The sequence below is a fragment of the Neobacillus niacini genome (assembly GCF_048572935.1).
Taxonomy (GTDB): domain Bacteria; phylum Bacillota; class Bacilli; order Bacillales; family Cytobacillaceae; genus Neobacillus; species Neobacillus niacini.
Window position 1 is genome coordinate 5,437,000 of the sequence record NZ_CP183883.1, and the last position, 18,565, is coordinate 5,455,564.

Here is an 18,565-nt window from a genome sequence, read left to right on the forward strand (position 1 = left end):
AAGCCGGGCTATACCGGCTTAGAGAAAATAAGAATATAGAGCAAGAACTGTAATCGAGCCTAGAACTACAATGATAACATTTGCCCCTAAAAAAGCAGCACCAAAGGCGGCAGCGGCACCAGCAATTCCATACCAAATATCATCTTTTTGAAGAAATAAAATCGCCGGGAATATTAGTGCACCAAGGGTTGCATACGGAACATTTTTTAGTACACCTTGGATAAATGGCGGCAGCTCCATACCTTTAAACAATACAAACGGAAGCATTCTTGGTATATATGTAACTAACCCCATTCCAATAATCATCCATACTATTTCACTTTTCATGCTTTACACCCCAATGCCTTGCTTTTATGACGTCAATCAGTTCAATTATTATAGCGGATAAAATGGTAGATATAACGATTGCCCATCCTTGAGCCATAATGCCTCCGAATGTAAAAATCGTATTAAATATCGCCGCAAGAAGAGCTAGAAATATTACCTTCGCACTTTTTTTCAGCGAAGGAACTAAGAGGCCAATAAACATGGCATAAAGCGCCACGCCCATACTCTCTTGTAATGTTTGTGGAAGACTTGCCCCAATCAAATGACCAATCCCAGTGAATATTACCCAACTCGAATAGGCTAACAAATTAACTCCAAACATAAAACCAGAAGTCACTGTCCCTTCTCTCGTTGCCGCCACTGAAAAGGTCTCATCTGTAATTCCAAATGAATAAAGCATTTTAGTGCCAAGATGATCATCTTCACACTTTTCAGTTAAAGAAGTCGACATTAAAAAATGACGAATGTTTACAATAAAAGTAGTTAATACTATTTCAACTATTCCAGTCCCATAGGCAATTAAACTTAATGAAATATACTGTGAGGCTCCAGCAAATACAATCAAGCTCATCAATACCGATTCATAAATAGAAAGCCCTGATGTTTTGGCAAGAAGACCAAAAGTCAATGCAATCGGAAAATAACCAATGCCAATGCTAATTCCTGCCTGTAATCCTTTTTTAAATTCAGTCGATTCTTTTCCTATTGCAAAATCAGACAACCTTATCTCCCTCTTTCTCCCTTTGAATCAAAAGTAAATTTTATCAAATTTTTGAAAATAATGAAATAAAAAAACATGGCGAGGATTCAGCCATGTTTCCTTGTTTTTATACCGTCTGTGTAATTTGTGCTTTTAACGCCCTTCGCAGGATTTTTCCAGTTGTGTTTTTTGGAAGTTCCTCTAGAAATTCTATTGTTGAAGGAACTTTATACTTAGCTAAATGTTCTCTGCAAAACTCAAGTAATTGCTCCTCAGTCGTATTCGGATTTTTGCTCACAACATAACATTTTACTGCTTCTCCGAGATTGGAATCTGGTACACCAAGAACGGCTGCTTCTACTACATCAGGATGATTATAGAGGACTTCTTCCACCTCACGAGGATAGACATTAAAACCGCCGACAATAATCAAATCCTTCTTCCTATCTACGATGTAAAAATATCCATCTTCATCCATTCTTGCTAAATCACCTGTATATAACCAGCCATCACGTATAGCTGCTGCTGTTTCTTCCGGCATTTTGTAATAGCCTTTCATGATATTGGGACCAGATACAATTAATTCACCCACTGCTCCAACCGGCAGGTCCTCTCCGAGTTCATTTACAATTTTGTTCTCAACGTGGAGAATAGAGGTTCCAATTGAACCAGCTTTACGCGGTCGATCCAGTGGATTGAAGCAGGTAACCGGGGAAGCCTCAGACAAACCGTATCCCTCAGAAACACGGACATTAAATTTCTTTTCAAAGTTAGCTAGCAGGGCAACTGGTAATGAAGCTCCGCCAGATATACATAATCTTAGAGATTTAAAATCTTCAGGGTTGCCTTCAGGGTATTGGAATAAGAAATTATACATCGTTGGAACTCCGGCAAAAACGGTTGCTTCATACTCTTTGGCTAATTCAAAAATTTCTTTCGGACTAAATTTTGGGGCAATCAATAAGGTAGCCCCACTTAATAATGGTGCATTTAAAGCCACAGTTAAGCAAAACACATGGAACATAGGGAGAGTAGTGATGACACGATCTTGATCATTCATCCTTAAATAATCGCCCACATCGCTAGCATTGCTATATAAATTTTTATGAGTTAGCATTGCACCTTTAGGTTTCCCGGTGGTACCAGAAGTATAAAGAATAATCGCTGTGTCATCATCCTGAAGCTCCGGTCCTATAAAGGAAAGATCACCAGAGGCAACTACTTCTGTAAACGATTTCATTTTAGAGTAAAGTGAGAGTGATTCAATATTTTGCTGGGGGATACCATTTTGACTAGTTTCACAGAATACAAATTTCTCTACCTTAGGTAAAAAAGCATGGACTTTTTCTGCTAATGGAATAGCCATATCGAGCGCAACGACAACTTTTACATCACCGTTATTTAATATGTAACCAATTTCATCTGGTGTATAGATTGGATTAACTGGAATGACAGTAGCTCCCAACCTCAATGCCCCATATAAACTTATAACGAAATGAGGTGAGTTCCCTAGTAACAAAGCTACATGATCACCTTGTTTAACCCCTAACTTTTCAAGCCCAGAAGCGAAGCTTGTAATCGCTCCATCCAATTCGGCATATGTAGTACCTTGTCCCATAAAATAGTAGGCAGTTTTGTCTGCTGCATATTTAGCAGTTTCCTGAAGTCTAGATGATAAATTCATAATTTCCCTCCTCCTTATGAATGAATACTCATTCACTAAATCGTAAAAATTTTCTAAATATATTATATTTAAAGAAATTTAAGTATTCAAGCAAAATTTTTTTGTATTAGTCAATTTTCTACTTCCGCAGATATCCATATCAAAATCCCCTTCTACATCATATTTTATCAGTATGTAATAAGAAGGGGGATTTGTATGACCTTAATAGGCATGCTGCATCATAGAAAAGATCCTAATACTGTTATTAAGTCCTATGCCTATGCTGTTGTCGCAATGGCAGAGGGCGCGGATTTCATATATTTTACTCCAAAGAGTGTAAGTTTCGAAAATCAAACCATTGAGGGTTATGTATATAAAAATGGCTCTTGGCAGAAAAAAATTACACCATTCCCAGATGTTATCTATAATACAGGGAGCCCTGAGAAACTTGAAGCCTCAAAAGATATCATTAATCAGCTAAGGGAAACCATTCCTTTTACTACTGTTTCATTAGGGAATAAATGGGGTATTAATGAACGCTTAAAAAAAGGGAAGGAATTTTCTAAGTACTTAATTCCAGCCCAGATTCTTCAGGAATGGAAAGATCTACTGAATTTTCAAACCTTGTATCAGGATGTGGTTGTCAAACCGATGGATGGAAGGAAAGGACAAGGTATTTATTTTATTAAGAAGTGCGACCAAGGATTTATTGTTAATAAAGATTCTAAGGATAAAGTCTATACCCAAAATGAGTTGAAAGAGTTTCTCCAATCTTTACTTCAAGAAAACACATATATTGTTCAGCCATATGTTAAAAGCAAAACAAAAACGGGTCTTATTTTTGACTTTCGTCTGCATGCGCAAAAAAATGGAGAAGGCAAATGGGTCATTACGACTATTTATCCTCGAATAGCCTCAGATGGTACGATTGTAACCAATATTAATAATGGCGGGTACACCAATTATTTAATGCCGTTTCTCAACCAAGAGTTTAATGACGAGGAAGCCCTTAATATTAAGCGAACATTAGAATACTTTACACTTGCTCTTGCCCGTCATCTTGACGAGCTTCAAATGCTGGAATTTTCAGAAGTCATTGATGAGATAGGAATTGATGTTGGTTTAGATGAAAATCAAAAACTATGGATTTATGAAGTAAACTGGCGTCCCGGCTGTCCCCCAGCATTTTATTTAGAACTTGATGTTGTTCGAAATACAATTCAATATGCAATTTATTTAGCCAATAATTACGAAAAAGTTAAACAGGACATCAGGCAATTTAAAAAGAAAGATATGGAAAAAAGAAAAGTGCCCATTATTGCAGTAACAGGCAGCGCCGGAAAAACCACGACAAAATCGTTTATTACATCAATTCTTAAAACAAGATGGAACACCTTCGAATCGAAAGATTATTGGAATCGGACAGATCATACACAAATACATGCTGATTTAATTAATTCCAGTCATCAAGCGGTTGTTTTAGAGTATGGAATGGGTTTCCCCGGAGTCATTACAGAACATTGCCGTATCATTCAGCCAAATATTAGTGTCATTACAAATGTGGGAATGGCACATATAGGAAACTTCGACGGAGATATCAAAAAAATTGCCAAGGCAAAATCTGAATTAATTCATGGAACAAAGAAAAACGGTATCTTATTTATTAACAAGGATTGCGAAAATTCAAAGTTACTCGAAACCGATCAGTTTAAAGGGAAAATTATCACAACAGGAATAAAAAATCCGGCTGATTATCGTGCATATGATGTCTCTTATGCTGAGAATGGGATGGAATTTAAAGTAAAACTTCAAGACAAAGAATGGTCATTCTTTATTCCGATTTATGGTGAACATCATGTTTATAACGCACTGAATGCTATAGGCGTTGCTGATTATTTAGGATTTTCTCCGGAGGAAATAAAATCCGGTTTACTCTTTAGAAAGCCTCCGCGCCGTTTAACGGTCTACCAATTAAAACAAGCCATCACATTAATTGATGACTCTGTTCATTCCACACCGCAAGGAGTTAAAGCAGCCATCGATGTCTTAAAAAATATTAGCCCCAATCGAAAAATAGCCGTCCTTGGCCGAATGATTGGGCTTGGTAACCGAAGAGTTGAGCAATATCAACAAATTGGTAAATACCTTGTTAAACAGGGAGTTGACATGGTTATTACTTACGGTCGTTATGCACAGGGGATTGGATATGAGGCAATTGCTGCAGGTCTTCCGATTGAAAATTTCAAACATTTCATGGATGAAGATGCGATGCACGAATACCTCCTAAATGTTTTGCAAGAAAATGATTCCATTCTTGTAAAAGGAGCAAGTATTATGAATATGTTTAATACCGTCCAATTTCTCAAATCCGCTATTGGTATCGATAATAGACAAACTACTTCAGAAAAATAACGATAAAAAGATCCCCATATAAACCAGTATGGGGATCTTTTCTACTCTATTCTAAGATGAAAGGTAATCTCATTTGCAGCCTGCTTTGCTATCCTTTCTGCTTCTTCTAGGGTATCTCCTTTTGCAATAACATACGCATAGCGGTGCCCCATGGATAACGGAGGTGTCACATACGTTCCACTCTTCGGTTTGACGTACACTTCCACCACACCAGGTATAGACATTGCCCTTCTCTTGCCTGTTACTTTTTCTAAAAAGCCTTTATTTTCAAGGATGACATACTGTGTAAAGACATAATGACTTGTGGTCTTTTCTAAAGAGGGGGTCTCACCTATTAACAATTTTAGTGTTTCTTCTACTAAGCTATAACCAAAAGCAGCTTGAATCATCTTATTCATTGCCCCGCCGGAAATTCGTGGGTTTATTTCGATTAGTTTCCATCCATCCTCCGTCAATCTTAGTTCTAAATGAAAGGCACCATTTTGAAATTTTAATGAGGATACAATTGTGTCTATTATATCTAGTAAACCCTCCTCTAGCTGCGTGGGTACTTCTGCTAACACGCCATATCCCGTTACAATAAACCGTTTTCCCTTGGTAATTTCTTGCTTGATAACGGCACAAATGAGAACTTCCCAGTTAGTGACTAAAACCTCAACTAAATATTGGTCTCCCTCCACATATTCTTCAATGATGATCGTTTCATTTGGATTTTTTGCACGCACCTTACCTGCGTTTTTTTCTAATGCTTTCATATTCTCTGCAAAGATGACATCCTTTGAGCCAGTTGAGGAAGCACACTTCACCACCACCGGAAACTTTAATTTCGGGTCAGAAAGATCAACTGGCATTTGCATATCTTTTGTAATTAACTTAAATCTTGGAGTAAATGATTGGTTGGCGAAAGTTGATCTAGTGGTATCTTTATTTTCCATTATAGCAAGGGCTTCCGTTGATAAATAGTTTACGCAATATTCATCAGCCAACCTTGAAGCTGTTTGAACATATTTTGCAACAAAAGTAGTAATGATTACGATCTCATGTCCACGTTGCTGCAATAACTCAATTTGTTGTTTTATTTCTTCGATCTTGCTAAGGTCGATTAAAGTCATATGATGGACATCCTGATATTCACTTCTTTGCTGCATTTGCTTTTCAAGATTAGTAAAAACAACCGTATAATAACCTAATTCATTTGCGACTTTTACAGCCTCTCTGCTTGACCCGGATTTATTTACACCGATAAATATGATCGTTCTCATTCTTCTCACTCCTATTTTCCCCTGACAAAGATGAACGCCCTATATGTTATGAAGGAATTAAACTTTTGTATGGACTTTTTCAACATTTCTTGGAATTTAGACGGACCAAACCATGTATTTACATAGTTAAATGTACAGTCCCATCGTAAAAGAACTCATAAAATAACAGGTAACGTATTATAGGATTGGAAGTGAATAAAATTCATGAAAGCTTTTTCCATTTTCGAAATTCGCCATATCATCAATGGTGAATTGCTTCAAGGCTCTGATGATTTACTTGTTGACTATATACCTTATTATCAAAATATTAATAGGAGAAAAAGAAATGTACTCATTTTTATAAGAAATAAATCTGATTTGGACCTCAGCTATATTAAGACAAGACTTCCTTGTGCAATTGTAATTGACAATGATTTCGATGGACTTAAATCCATAGAGGAATTAACGGTCATTAAAGTAAAAAATGTAAAGAGAGCATTTTGGAACTTTGTTCAATTTTATCGAGGGTTATTTACGATTCCGGTAATAGCAGTAACCGGTACATGTGGCAAGACAACCACTAAGGAAATGATTGCGCATATCCTTAGAGAGGAGAAGAAAAAGGTCCAAGCCACTAAAAGCAGCGCTAATTCCCGGCTTGCACATTTACACTATTTACTTGGAATAAATGAGGATACGGATGCTGCAGTAATTGAAACGGCTGTAGGCAAGCCAGGGGATATTTTATATGCTTCTAGATTTTTCAAACCAACAATTGGGATTATTACAAACATTGGTGCCTGTCATTTAAATGCCTGCAAAACCATTGACGCCTATGTTGCAGCAAAAGGAGAAATGGTTTCATGCTTAGACGATAGTGGTGTTTTGATTTTAAATGCAGACGATGAAAAAACGAAAACAATTTCCTTAGAGCATTTTAAAGGTAAGATTGTATACTTTGGCATCAAGAACCATGCTGACTTCTATGCAACAGACATTCAATATGGTAACGGCGGCATGAATTTTAATCTTAAACTAAAAGAGATTAGTTTACCTGTATTTGTTCCAGGGTATGGAGAACACCAGGTTGCCAATGCCCTGGCTGCCTTTGCTGCTATAAATGAAATAGGTATAGACGTAACACAGGCGGCAAAACGGTTGCACTCATTTAAGAACCTTGGGAGACATTTGGAAATAACCAAGGGGTACAATGGCGCTACTATTATTGATGATACTTGGAATTTTAATACTACTTCGTTGGAAGCAGCGATGCAGGTTTTAAACTATGCAGCTGAAGGAAAACATAGAATCGCTTTGTTTACTGATATGGCTGCACTCGGAGATTACAGTCTTCAACTGCATAAGGAAGCAGGTGAAATTGTCAAAAAATATGGGGTAGATACAATTATTACAATTGGTAATCGCTCTAAAGAAATGGCCCACTATACACATGACCTTGGGTTAAAATGCACGATCCATTCATTTCATGACTATGAACAGGTGTATTCACTGCTAAAGGAAATTTTAAATAAAAATTCAACATTATTAATAAAAAGCTTTGGAAATAACACCTCTATGATTGAATTAGCTTCTTTTTTTAAAAGATAATTTCTCCCAAAATGTGGAACCATAGGTGGGAATTTCCTCGGTTTCTCCTCCAATTTCTATGTTAAGATGAGGTTGTTCCTACTCGAGGAGTAAACAAAACAGGAAGCGAGGAGAAACATTTATGAAAAAGAAATTGATTACAACATCTGTGGCGCTAATGATAACTTTTAGTGGAATGAGTATTCCTACTTTAAATATAACGACAAATCATGCAGCAGCTGCCACAACAGCAATACCTAATCCTTATAATAACCAAGCTGCAGTTGACGCTAAAGCAGACCAAATCATCGCAACAGCGAAGGATTTAATCGGAAAAGCTACGTACGGTACGAAGAAACTAACCTACCCTTATCAATTTACTTGTGCAACATTTGTAAATTATGTATTTGCACAAAATGGCGTTGATATAGCGACTGAGACAGAAGAGTATATGATGGAACAAGGCTATGACGTTCCAAGAGATCAACTACAAAAAGGTGATCTCGTTTTCTTTGACGCTAATCCAACTAATACTGATCCTACCGATCATCTTGGGATCTATATTGGCGATAATAAGATTATTCACATGGCAAACCCTGAATTAGATATTACCATTTCTGATTTGGATAGCACTTCTTATTACCGTAATAATTATGTGAAAGCGAAAAGAGTACTTCCAAGTCTCTTATCAGCAAATCCTGCTACAAAAGGTGACCAAGTGGTGGCCGGTTACTTCGCTTTGAAAGACAAGGTGAAAATTAATTCAACAACGAATAACGCAGCAACTTCAACCTTTACAAATGCGGGATTAATTGATCATATCTATAAGACAGCAGGTATTAATTTAGGTACAACAAACATGACTGAGCAAATGAAATTAGGTGAGCCCGTTTCTAAGGATAATCTAAAAAAAGGTGACCTTGTATTCTTTAACAATACTACAGGTTCTAACACACCAGCTTTAGTAGGTATTTACGGAGGCGACCATCGTTTACTTTTAGCATCTACTGCCTATGGAACTGTGACTAGAATTTTGTTCTTGCCTTATTATAATGACTTGCACTATATTACTGCGAGACGTGTGATTACGGAAACACCAGTAACAACTACAGCACCTGCACCAACGCCAGCACCTGTACCAACGCCGGCACCTGCACCAACGCCGGCACCTGCACCAACGCCGGCACCTGCACCTGTAGTGCCAACTAAAGCTGATTCTATTGTTACTACTGCTACAAGCCTCATAGGAAAAGCAAACTTTGGCTATGTTTATAATGAAAGTACGCTAACATTTACGCCTGGTGGTTTTACAAAGTATGTTTATAATCAGCATGGGATAAACTTAAAGTCTACTCTAGCCAGTTACCAAGCTACATTAGGACAGCATGTCGAGAAGGCTAATCTTCAAAAAGGCGATTTGATTTTCTTTGGCGGAGCAACCATTAGCAACGTAGGAATCTATGTAGGTGATAACCAATTCATCCATCTAATTAGAGGTAAAGGAACCATCAAAGAAACTTTAAATTCTGATTGGGCAACGCAAAATTACAAAACTGCCCGCCGAGTTTTATAAACAAAAGAGGAGCAAATTTGCTCCTCTTTTGTTTATAGTTCATATTCTTTTTTCCACATAAGTTATACTCTTTCTTTTTCCAGTTGCGACAAAATCATTTTTTAAGTAAAGTCTCAAAGAATAAGGAGTACACTTTGCTTTAATAAGATTCTTATTTAAGGTTTCCACATACTTGTCCCGTTCTTCAAATAAACGTTTGTAAATACCCTTCCCCCTAAATTCTTTTCTAACAAAATCCGTATTGTAATAAACGAATGTTTCCTTTATAACACATGACACAATACCCACAATCTCTTCTCCATACTTGGCGCCAAACCAAATTGTATTTTCTGTATTCCTAATTCTCATATTTCCCCTGAGTACGTAAGGCACAATTGGAGATATTTCATCAAATGTCATCTGAGAAATGGTAATATTCATCATCCTCAACTCCAGCAGATATTTAGTACCTTTGATACTATATGAAAGGGATTTATAACTTGTCTGTGTAAACATACCGGATAGATGGCCTAAAAAAAACACGGTGAATATTTTCACCGTGCTGAACTCTAATAAATTAGGTCGATAAATTCTTCTTTTGATACGTTTCCGAAATAATAAGTTATGTCGACATCTTTAAGTACAGCTTCTAGCTCACTTTTTTCATAGCGAACATGCTTTAGTTTAGTTTCAATATCACTTACATCACCAACACCAAAAAAGTCGCCATAGATTTTACAGTTCTCGATGACTCCTTTATCAACATCCAAGCGGACATCTATGTGCCCCACTGGGAAACGATGAGAATGCTGAAGATTAAATTTCGGCGATTTCCCGTAGTTCCATTCCCAATTCTGGTAACGTTCCTTGGATAGTTGGTGGATTTTCTCCCAATCCTCTTCCGTTAGTACATATTCCGTTACCTCTTGCCCTTGGAAGATAAACTTCAACAAGGCAGAACGAAACTCTTCAATCGTCCATTTATCTGTCAAGAATTCTGAAATATTAGCCACTCTACTCCGAACAGACTTGATTCCCTTGGATTCAATTTTATCTTTTTTCACTCTTAAGCTTGAGACAATGTGATCCATTTCCGAATTAAAGAGAAGCGTCCCATGGGTGAACATACGCCCCCTTGTTGAGAACTGAGCATTACCTGATATTTTCCTGCCCTCAGCTAAAATATCATTTCTACCACTTAATTCTGCATTAACTCCCATCTGTTTCAGTGCCTCAATTACAGGCTCTGTAAACTTGCGGAAGTTATGAAAGCTATCGCCGTCATCTTTTGTGATAAAGCTAAAATTAAGATTGCCAAGGTCGTGATAGACGGCTCCCCCGCCAGACAATCTGCGTACCACATGGATACCGTTACTCTCAACATACTCTGTATTAATTTCTTCTACTGAATTTTGGTTTTTTCCAATGATAATCGATGGTTCATTTATGTAAAATAATAAATAGGATTCATTAATATCGAGATTTTTTAACGCATACTCTTCAATGGCAAGATTTATTCTCGGATCGGTAATACCTTTATTATCGATAAATAACATACTTTCTTCCCCTTCTTATAGTGAAATGGTTTGAAATTCATCTGCTAGTTTTATTATACCAGTATATTCTGTACTAGCTTCATTAATCAGCTTAGATAAATCTCCGTAATGCGGCAAATGGGTTAAAACCAATTGTTTAACACCTGCTCTGGCAGCAAATCTTCCCGCGTCAATGCTATTCATATGTCCCGCAGACTTCCCATTTTGGTGTTGATAAAAATTACATTCACATAACAATAGATCGGCACCTTTAGTAAACTCAATAAATTCTTCTTTAAAGGAACTATCTGCTGTGTAAACAATTGACTTTCCGTTTGCTTCTATCCTCATGGCATAGCAAGCCACTGGATGATCTGTTTTTAAAAAGGAAGCCTTAAAAGGTCCAACAGTAAGAACTGCATTAGGTGAATATGTAATTCCCTTTGTAATTTCTTTATAGGTTAATTTCGCAAATTCCGCATTGTCCAATGAGTGTCCATAGATTGGTAATGTTGGAAAGCTCTTTCCTAAGAAGCCCTGGATTAACCGAGCGTGCTGCAGGACTCCAATATCCGCAATGTGATCTGGATGATAGTGAGAAACTAAAACAGCGTCGAGCTCTTCCGGCTCAATGATATTTTGCATTTTTGCAAGAACGCCGCTGCCACAATCAATCAATAGTTTAAATTCTTCATGTTCCAGTAAATACCCTGAACTTGCGCCATTTTGTTTTGGGTATCCGCCCCAAAACCCAACAATTGTTAACTTCAACTAAATACCCCCTTGGTTAAAAAAAAGAAGCTATTTATAAAACAGCTTCGCGTTTATTCTTTAACATTTAGATACTCTAATACAGATTTTACAGCTTCTTCACCTTGATCAATACAATCAGGAAGCCCTACACCGCCGAATGAGGCACTCGCTAAAAAGACACCTGGAAGCTCTGATTTGATATGCTTTCTGATGGTCTCTAAACGCTGTTTATGTCCCACTGTGTATTGCGGCATGGAATCCTTCCAGCGTGAAACAACAGCAAACTCAGGCTGCATTCCAATATCCATTGTCCTGCTTAAATCATCAAGAACAATCTGAATAATTCTATCATCAGAAAGATCAACTATCGTTTCGTCTCCTGCTCTTCCTACATAACAGCGAAGCAGCACCTTACCTTTTGGAGTAGAATGAACCCACTTTTTATGTGTCCAAGTGCAAGCTGTTATTGAATAATCACCATTTCTAGATACAACAAATCCGGTGCCGTCAATATCATTTTTTATTGCTTCTTCAGGAAATGCCAGAGCCACCGTTGCCACAGATGTTGATGGTACTGACTTAAAAGGATCAAAAAAACGATAGTCTGAAAACATAGATTGAGTTATTTTATGCGGTGTTGCCGCAACAATACAATCAGCAATCAATGTTTCACCGTTATTCAGATATAGCTCATATTGATGATTAGTCTTTGTAATTTTATCGACTCTGTGCCCTTTTAAGATTGATTTAGGGTCCAGTTTCGCTTCAATACCTTCTGCAAAGGACTGAAGGCCAGACTTAAAGGTTAAAAATGCCCCTTTTTTCTTCTCGGCAGGTTGATTTGCTATCGGTTTGGAAGGTGTGGTTTTCTTCATCCCAAGGATAAGGCTGCGATATTTTTGTTCAACTTCATAAAATTGTGGGAAGGTTGACATTAAACTCATTTGATCAATATCACCCGCATAAATACCCGATAATAACGGTTCAATTAAATTTTCAACTACCTCATCGCCCAACCTTCTTCGAAAAAACTCACCTAAAGATTGGTCAGTATTTCCTGCGGACCTTGGTAAGATAAAATCCGCAGCTGCTCTTAGTTTACCTGGTATTGAAAACAACCCCGTCGTTATAAATGGTCCTATTTCAGTCGGAATACCCATAATGGAGCCCCCAGGCATCGAATAGAGCTTGTCATTTACAAGAACATAGGATTTCCCAGTAGAATTAGATACCAGCTGCTCCTCCATCCCTACTTCCTTAGCAAGTCTAATCATGCTCACTTTTCTAGCTAAGAAGGAATCGGGACCTCTTTCAATGGTGAAACCGTCTCTTATCACGGTTTGCATTTTACCTCCGAGACGTTGTGAAGCTTCGATCAATTTGATTTCAAGAGGCAGCTTTTTATCATTTATGATTTTTTGAAGATAGAATGCCGCAGTAAGGCCCGCTATTCCGCCCCCAATAATGGCTACCTTCTTTTTTTCTTCCGTCACGGATGTCATCCTTCTTTCTTTATTCTGATTGCATTTGGCTGGATAATTTTTTTTGTATGACCGTTGCCATAGCATCAATTAAATCATCATGTGCGTTCGGCATTTCAGGACGGTAGTATTTTGCTCCTACTTCCTCTGCCGCTATTCTACACTCATAATCGTTATCATAGAGGACTTCCAAGTGTTCGCATACAAAGCCCACTGGCGCGTAAACAAAGGCTTTATAGGAATGTTCTTTTGCTAAGTCCCTCGTTAAATCCTGTACGTCTGGTCCTAACCATGGGTCAGGAGTGTTCCCCGCACTTTGCCAGCCAATCGTATATTTAGTGACACCAGCTTGTCTTGCAATTAAATCAGCGGTTTCCTGAAGCTGGCTTGGATAAGGGTCACCAAACTGTAAGATTTTCTCTGGAAGGCTATGCGCTGAAACAATCATCATAGCGTCATTTTTTTCTTCTTGCGGCATTTGATCATATATTTCCTTAATTTTATCTGCCCAGTAGTTAATAAATTTAGGTTCATCATACCAGCTATCAACGGAAGTAATTTTAATACCTCCAAGTTTTTCTGCTTCTTCATTTGCCCTGTTATTATAGGACTTAATGCTAAAAGTGGAATAATGAGGCGCCAATACAATACTAACTGCCTCTTTAATTCCATCTGCGTGCATTTCCTTAACAGCATCCTCGATAAATGGTTCAATATGCTTTAAGCCAAGATACATTTTGAATTGTATGTCATCTTGAAGCTTATTAAGATGTTCTTCTAGTTTTTTTGCCTGCTCCATCGTAATTTTAGCTAATGGTGAAATACCGCCAATTGCTTCATAGCGATTTCTTAACTCTTCAATCATTTCTGGAGTAGGCTTTCTGCCACGGCGAATATGTGTATAGTAACGTTCCAAGTCATCTAAATGATAGGGGGTACCGTATGCCATTACAAGTAAACCCATTTTCTTTTTCGTCATCTTCCGCACCTCGTTTTTATTTCTTGCTGATATAAAAATGTAGATTTTATCTTATGTTAAGGGCTCATATCAGGATTTAGAGGGCCTCTAATTTTTTAGGGCCCTCTTTTTCATGCATATTATATTGTGCCAAAAAAACACTTATCTTACCAATATTAACACTCGATCACAGTATTTATCTGCTTCGTTTTGATGCAGAATACTCATGGACAAATGAAGTTAATTTCTTTAAGGTTGCAGGGTTTACGGACGGGAAAACGCCATGGCCAAGATTAAAGATATAGCCGCCCTGAGCCATCCCCTGGTCTAAAATTGCTTTAGCTCTTTCTTCAATCACTTCCCAAGGGGATAACAGGATTGCTGGATCTAGATTACCTTGAACCGTTTTATGAATCCCCATTTCTCTTGCTTGTTGAATCGGAAGACGCCAGTCCAATCCAACTACATCAACCGGAAGGTCATTCCACTCTAAAGCAAGATGACTCGCACCTACTCCAAACATAATAAGTGGAACATTCTCTTCTTTCAGTTCTGTGAAAATCCTATTCATGACTGGCTTAATAAAATAGCGGTAGTCCTCGACATTTAGAGCTCCAACCCAAGAATCAAAGATTTGAATCGCTTTAACTCCGGCCTTAATTTGTGATTTCACATATGTAATAATCATATCAGCAAGTTTTTCCATAAGCGCAAACCATGCTTTTGGTTCTGAGTACATGAATGCTTTCGTCTTATTATAGTTTTTTGAAGGTCCTCCCTCAATCATATAACTAGCGAGCGTGAAAGGAGCCCCGGAAAATCCAATTAAAGGTACTGACAATTGTTCTTCGGTTAATAATTTAATCGTATCTAAAACGTATGGTACGTCCTCTTCCGGATGAATTTCTCCAAGTTTTTCAACATCTGCTAATGATGTAATTGGATTGTCGATGACAGGACCAATGCCTGATTTTATTTCAACCTGCATACCAATCGCCGGCAGCGGCGTCATGATATCTTTATAAAGTATAGCCGCATCAACATTGTACTGCTCTACTGGAAGGCGGGTTACATACGCACAAAGCTCAGGCTGGTGAGTAATTTCAAATAATGAGTACTTTTCTTTAATTTCTCTGTACTCTGGCTGTGAACGACCTGCTTGACGCATGTACCAAACTGGGACATGATCTGTCTTTTCTCCTCTTGCTGCTTTTAAAAATGTATCGTTGATTTGCTTCATCATGTAAATAAATCCACCTTTCAAAAGACATGTCTCGTTATATTCTAATATATGTAGCAAAAAATTAACAACTTTATAGAGTACATAGCACTGTTTTCACTATATCGATTATTCCTATTTATGTATAGGTTACAATGGAAAGTGTCAAAAAAAAGTCGTTTTTATGTAGGAATGAATTTATATAAGTTAGGGAATATACCCTTATAAGTAAAATTAACGAATGAGGTAATGAAAATGAATGTATATATCACCACAGGGACTTTTGAATACTTGAAAGGAATAGAAATGACGTATCCTTCTGAATCAATGGCAACCATGGTTAACCAAGATGGTGCCCTCCTGTTGCATGAAACTAGTAAAAAGTCAGTATTTAAGGAGCCAAGGAAATATGAGATATTAGAATCATCAGGGTTAATTGGGAAGGAAGGCTTTGCTGTTATAAACAACATACCAATAACAGAAGAAAGCGTCCCCCTATTTGAACACCAATTTAAGGATCTTCCCAGCCTGCTAGAGAAAGAAAAGGGTTTTATAGCCATTCGAGTCCTACGCCCTTTATCATCAAATACTTATATAATCCTAACAATTTGGGAAAGTGCGATTACCTTTGAAAACAGAAAAACACTTTTGGATTCTGAGATAAAAAAAGCTTATGAAAATGTTAAACACTCACACATATTTACTAGCGCACCATATGTCAGCAAATATACTATCGTTACTCCACAATAAGGTTTCAAAATAAATCCCCGACACTTGGTCACATGAACCTCTCATGTGATCTTTTTTGCTTTTACCTACACTTGATCTGGTCACATTTTATAAATAAATTTTTTTAAAAACCTCTCACCACAGAAATCTTATTTCATATTCTGTATTACATCAAAAGGGCGAATTACCTAATTATTGCTCTTAGATGAAGATGAAAGGAGGTCATTGTATGCTTGTCGAGCTTTCCGCTCTTCATTGGATATATGTTGTCTTTATTGCTCTTATTATCGGATTTATGGTCAAACGAAGAGATACCACCCTAATTTGTATCCTCGGAATATTCCTTATTGCTATTACTGCGACGGGCTCCTTAAGCAGTTCGGTTAGCAGCATCTTCAACAGTTTTATTTACGCAATTACAGAGTTGTTATCGACTATTTTAGTCATCTCGATTATTGTAGCTATGAGTAAAACCTTAACATCTACTGGAATAAACGATGTCATGATTTCACCTTTTACAAAACTAATTCGTAACCCTGCGCTCGCCTATTGGACCATTGGTATATTAATGATGGTCATTTCCTGGTTCTTTTGGCCGTCACCGGCTGTTGCGCTTCTTGGAGCCGTACTGCTTCCAGTCGCCTTACGAGCAGGTCTGCCAGCTTTGGGAGTGGCCATGGCAATGAACTTGTTTGGGCATGGTATAGCCTTATCAGGAGACTTCGTCATTCAGGCAGCGCCAAAATTAACATCGGACGCAGCAGGAATTCCAATCGGTGATGTTATCAATGCTAGTATTCCATTAGTATTTGTAATGGGGATTGTGACTACTATCGCTGCCTTCTATTTTTTAAGAAGAGATATGAAGAATGGTGTGTTGCAGCCAACCCCATTTGTACCTATCGAATCAACCGAAGAAACCACATCCGAGAAAAAACTTCTCACAATTGGGCAAAAGCGATTTTTTGCCATTCTCGTTCCGATTTTATTTGCTATAGACGTTGCCTCTATGTTTATCCTTGACCTTACTGGAGGAGACGCCACTGCTTTAGTCGGGGGAACATCGATTTTCATCCTTCTCTTAATCACAATGGTAAGCCATAAAAACAAAGGTCTCGAAAAAACAACCAGCTATTTAATAGAAGGATTTACTTTCGGATTTAAAGTCTTTGGTCCGGTGATCCCAATAGCAGCCTTCTTCTATTTAGGTGATGCTGGATTTGGTAAGATAATCGGAGATTTTTTACCAGATGGTTCTCAAGGTATTGTAAATGATCTAGGGATTGCACTAGCCAACATTGTTCCATTAAGTAAAGTGGTCGGAGCAGTCACTCTAACCACTGTAGGAGCGATTACAGGTTTAGATGGTTCTGGATTTTCAGGAATTTCACTCGCAGGTTCAGTAGCAGGTTTGTTTGCTGTTGCAATTGGTAAAGGTGTGGCAACTCTAACAGCCCTTGGCCAAATAGCAGCCATTTGGATTGGGGGCGGAACATTGGTACCCTGGGCATTAATCCCTGCAGCCGCAATTTGTAACGTCGACCCTTTTGAATTAGCAAGGCGAAATCTTCTCCCAGTGGTAATTGGTCTTGTAGTGACTACTATCGTAGCAATGTTTTTAATCTAAAGGTATCATCCTGACTAAATGATTAACATTAAAGCAAACAAAAAAGAGGCATCCGCCTCTTTTTCTATGCTTTTCTCAATCTTTTTTTAACAAGTTGGTATATATAGATCGATAAGAACAGCCAGATATATCCAAATGCAAAACCAGCGATTACATCTGTTGGATAATGTACTTGGAGTATGATACGGCTTGCACCAATCAGCAAGAGTAACAATACGGTGACAGTCACAACAATCCTTTTAGCAGCTGGAGACTTCATCCCCTCTTGCATGAGATAAGCTGTAAAAAAGTAAAAAACTAATCCAACCATTGCATGTCCACTAGGAAAACTTAAACTGTCAACATGTGCAAAATGTTCTAATTCGGGTCTTGGACGTGCAATCCAATCCTTTAAAAGCTTATTCACTTCATTTCCCAATCCGGTTGATAAGGAGAGTGCCGCTGCTCCCAAGAAATGCCGTTTTCTTAATAATAGCCAAACCAATACAATCAATGCAACGATACCAATACCCTTTTTATCACCTAATTCGGTCACCAGAAGAAAAAAAGGATGCAGGGTGTCAGGTACATCTGCAAATAAATCTGCTAGTTTAGTATCTATCCAAAAAGTTTCTTTTGCTGCCACTTTAATAGATATAAAAATGGCAATAATAACAGCTAAAAATAAGAATATGTACGAAAAATTATTCCCTTTTGTTTTCATAGATTAGATAAATCCTTTCTAATTCAAAATTCTTTAAAATTATAAATAAAAAAACAGTAAAAATCTACATAATAGTGT

General features: G+C 37.6%; 16 protein-coding genes. 5 read left to right on the plus strand and 11 right to left on the minus strand.

Features of this window, described 5'->3' with window-relative positions:
- Positions 1-18 precede the first annotated feature (18 nt).
- From ACN6MT_RS26710 to ACN6MT_RS26720, 3 genes are all read right to left on the minus strand, one after another.
- A complete protein-coding gene (locus ACN6MT_RS26710; RefSeq protein WP_419888744.1) occupies positions 19-327 on the minus strand; it encodes an AzlD domain-containing protein in 309 nt (102 codons plus the stop codon).
- A complete protein-coding gene (locus ACN6MT_RS26715; protein WP_063253191.1) occupies positions 317-1,048 on the minus strand; it encodes an AzlC family ABC transporter permease in 732 nt (243 codons plus the stop codon). Before ACN6MT_RS26715 ends, ACN6MT_RS26710 begins: the two co-directional genes overlap by 11 nt.
- A 106-nt stretch (positions 1,049-1,154) precedes the next feature.
- On the minus strand, positions 1,155-2,711 hold the full coding sequence (locus tag ACN6MT_RS26720) for a fatty acid--CoA ligase family protein (RefSeq protein ID WP_419888745.1): 1,557 nt from the start codon (positions 2,709-2,711) through the stop codon (positions 1,155-1,157).
- A 195-nt stretch (positions 2,712-2,906) separates the two neighbouring features.
- Here ACN6MT_RS26720 and ACN6MT_RS26725 point away from each other — a divergent pair, with 195 nt between their 5' ends.
- Positions 2,907-5,102, plus strand: a complete 2,196-nt coding sequence (locus ACN6MT_RS26725; RefSeq protein WP_419888746.1) for a YheC/YheD family protein — start codon at positions 2,907-2,909, stop codon at positions 5,100-5,102.
- A gap of 41 nt (positions 5,103-5,143) precedes the next feature.
- On the opposite strand, the gene ACN6MT_RS26730 is transcribed toward ACN6MT_RS26725, so the two are convergent.
- Complete coding sequence (locus ACN6MT_RS26730; protein WP_419888747.1) at positions 5,144-6,364, minus strand: ATP-grasp domain-containing protein; 1,221 nt, start codon at positions 6,362-6,364, stop codon at positions 5,144-5,146.
- Positions 6,365-6,568: 204 nt separating this feature from the next.
- Here ACN6MT_RS26730 and ACN6MT_RS26735 point away from each other — a divergent pair, with 204 nt between their 5' ends.
- Together ACN6MT_RS26735 and ACN6MT_RS26740 are read left to right on the plus strand one after the other, a co-directional pair.
- The gene (locus ACN6MT_RS26735; protein WP_419888748.1) at positions 6,569-7,951 is read left to right on the plus strand and encodes a Mur ligase family protein; all 1,383 of its coding nucleotides are present in this window, start codon (positions 6,569-6,571) and stop codon (positions 7,949-7,951) included.
- Positions 7,952-8,072: 121 nt separating this feature from the next.
- A complete protein-coding gene (locus ACN6MT_RS26740; protein ID WP_419888749.1) occupies positions 8,073-9,503 on the plus strand; it encodes a C40 family peptidase in 1,431 nt (476 codons plus the stop codon).
- 39 nt (positions 9,504-9,542) lie between these two features.
- Here ACN6MT_RS26740 and ACN6MT_RS26745 read toward each other — a convergent pair whose 3' ends face one another.
- The 6 genes from ACN6MT_RS26745 to hemE all read right to left on the minus strand — a co-directional run bounded on the left by ACN6MT_RS26745 (position 9,543) and on the right by hemE (position 15,452).
- Complete coding sequence (locus ACN6MT_RS26745; protein WP_419888750.1) at positions 9,543-9,926, minus strand: GNAT family N-acetyltransferase; 384 nt, start codon at positions 9,924-9,926, stop codon at positions 9,543-9,545.
- Positions 9,927-10,051: 125 nt separating this feature from the next.
- On the minus strand, positions 10,052-11,038 hold the full coding sequence (locus tag ACN6MT_RS26750; RefSeq protein ID WP_419888751.1) for a lipoate--protein ligase: 987 nt from the start codon (positions 11,036-11,038) through the stop codon (positions 10,052-10,054).
- A 15-nt stretch (positions 11,039-11,053) separates the two neighbouring features.
- Positions 11,054-11,788, minus strand: coding sequence for an MBL fold metallo-hydrolase (locus ACN6MT_RS26755; protein ID WP_419888752.1), 735 nt, complete (start codon positions 11,786-11,788; stop codon positions 11,054-11,056).
- 53 nt (positions 11,789-11,841) lie between these two features.
- Positions 11,842-13,263, minus strand: a complete 1,422-nt coding sequence (gene hemY / locus ACN6MT_RS26760) for a protoporphyrinogen oxidase (protein ID WP_419888753.1) — start codon at positions 13,261-13,263, stop codon at positions 11,842-11,844.
- A gap of 19 nt (positions 13,264-13,282) precedes the next feature.
- Positions 13,283-14,230: a ferrochelatase gene (gene hemH, locus ACN6MT_RS26765; RefSeq protein WP_419888754.1), complete on the minus strand. Its 948-nt coding sequence runs from the start codon at positions 14,228-14,230 to the stop codon at positions 13,283-13,285.
- Between the two features lie 175 nt (positions 14,231-14,405).
- Positions 14,406-15,452, minus strand: a complete 1,047-nt coding sequence (gene hemE, locus ACN6MT_RS26770; RefSeq protein WP_419888755.1) for a uroporphyrinogen decarboxylase — start codon at positions 15,450-15,452, stop codon at positions 14,406-14,408.
- Between the two features lie 231 nt (positions 15,453-15,683).
- On the opposite strand from hemE, the gene ACN6MT_RS26775 reads away from it, so the two are divergent.
- The gene (locus ACN6MT_RS26775; RefSeq protein ID WP_419888756.1) at positions 15,684-16,178 is read left to right on the plus strand and encodes an antibiotic biosynthesis monooxygenase family protein; all 495 of its coding nucleotides are present in this window, start codon (positions 15,684-15,686) and stop codon (positions 16,176-16,178) included.
- Positions 16,179-16,386: 208 nt separating this feature from the next.
- Entirely contained in the window at positions 16,387-17,784 is a 1,398-nt protein-coding gene (locus ACN6MT_RS26780) for a hypothetical protein (RefSeq protein ID WP_063253203.1), read from the plus strand.
- A gap of 64 nt (positions 17,785-17,848) precedes the next feature.
- On the opposite strand, the gene ACN6MT_RS26785 is transcribed toward ACN6MT_RS26780, so the two are convergent.
- Positions 17,849-18,487 (minus strand): phosphatase PAP2 family protein, encoded by a 639-nt coding sequence (locus ACN6MT_RS26785; RefSeq protein WP_419888757.1) that lies wholly within the window; start codon positions 18,485-18,487, stop codon positions 17,849-17,851.
- Positions 18,488-18,565 lie beyond the last annotated feature (78 nt).

Coding starts and splice junctions, on each gene's coding strand:
- ACN6MT_RS26710 (WP_419888744.1), bottom strand. CDS start 327: ATGAAAAGTGAAATAGTATGGATGATTATTGGAATGGGGTTAGTTACA.
- ACN6MT_RS26720 (WP_419888745.1), bottom strand. CDS start 2,711: ATGAATTTATCATCTAGACTTCAGGAAACTGCTAAATATGCAGCAGAC.
- ACN6MT_RS26725 (WP_419888746.1), top strand. CDS start 2,907: ATGACCTTAATAGGCATGCTGCATCATAGAAAAGATCCTAATACTGTT.
- ACN6MT_RS26730 (WP_419888747.1), bottom strand. CDS start 6,364: ATGAGAACGATCATATTTATCGGTGTAAATAAATCCGGGTCAAGCAGA.
- ACN6MT_RS26735 (WP_419888748.1), top strand. CDS start 6,569: ATGAAAGCTTTTTCCATTTTCGAAATTCGCCATATCATCAATGGTGAA.
- ACN6MT_RS26740 (WP_419888749.1), top strand. CDS start 8,073: ATGAAAAAGAAATTGATTACAACATCTGTGGCGCTAATGATAACTTTT.
- ACN6MT_RS26745 (WP_419888750.1), bottom strand. CDS start 9,926: ATGATGAATATTACCATTTCTCAGATGACATTTGATGAAATATCTCCA.
- ACN6MT_RS26750 (WP_419888751.1), bottom strand. CDS start 11,038: ATGTTATTTATCGATAATAAAGGTATTACCGATCCGAGAATAAATCTT.
- hemH (WP_419888754.1), bottom strand. CDS start 14,230: ATGACGAAAAAGAAAATGGGTTTACTTGTAATGGCATACGGTACCCCC.
- hemE (WP_419888755.1), bottom strand. CDS start 15,452: ATGATGAAGCAAATCAACGATACATTTTTAAAAGCAGCAAGAGGAGAA.
- ACN6MT_RS26775 (WP_419888756.1), top strand. CDS start 15,684: ATGAATGTATATATCACCACAGGGACTTTTGAATACTTGAAAGGAATA.
- ACN6MT_RS26780 (WP_063253203.1), top strand. CDS start 16,387: ATGCTTGTCGAGCTTTCCGCTCTTCATTGGATATATGTTGTCTTTATT.
- ACN6MT_RS26785 (WP_419888757.1), bottom strand. CDS start 18,487: ATGAAAACAAAAGGGAATAATTTTTCGTACATATTCTTATTTTTAGCT.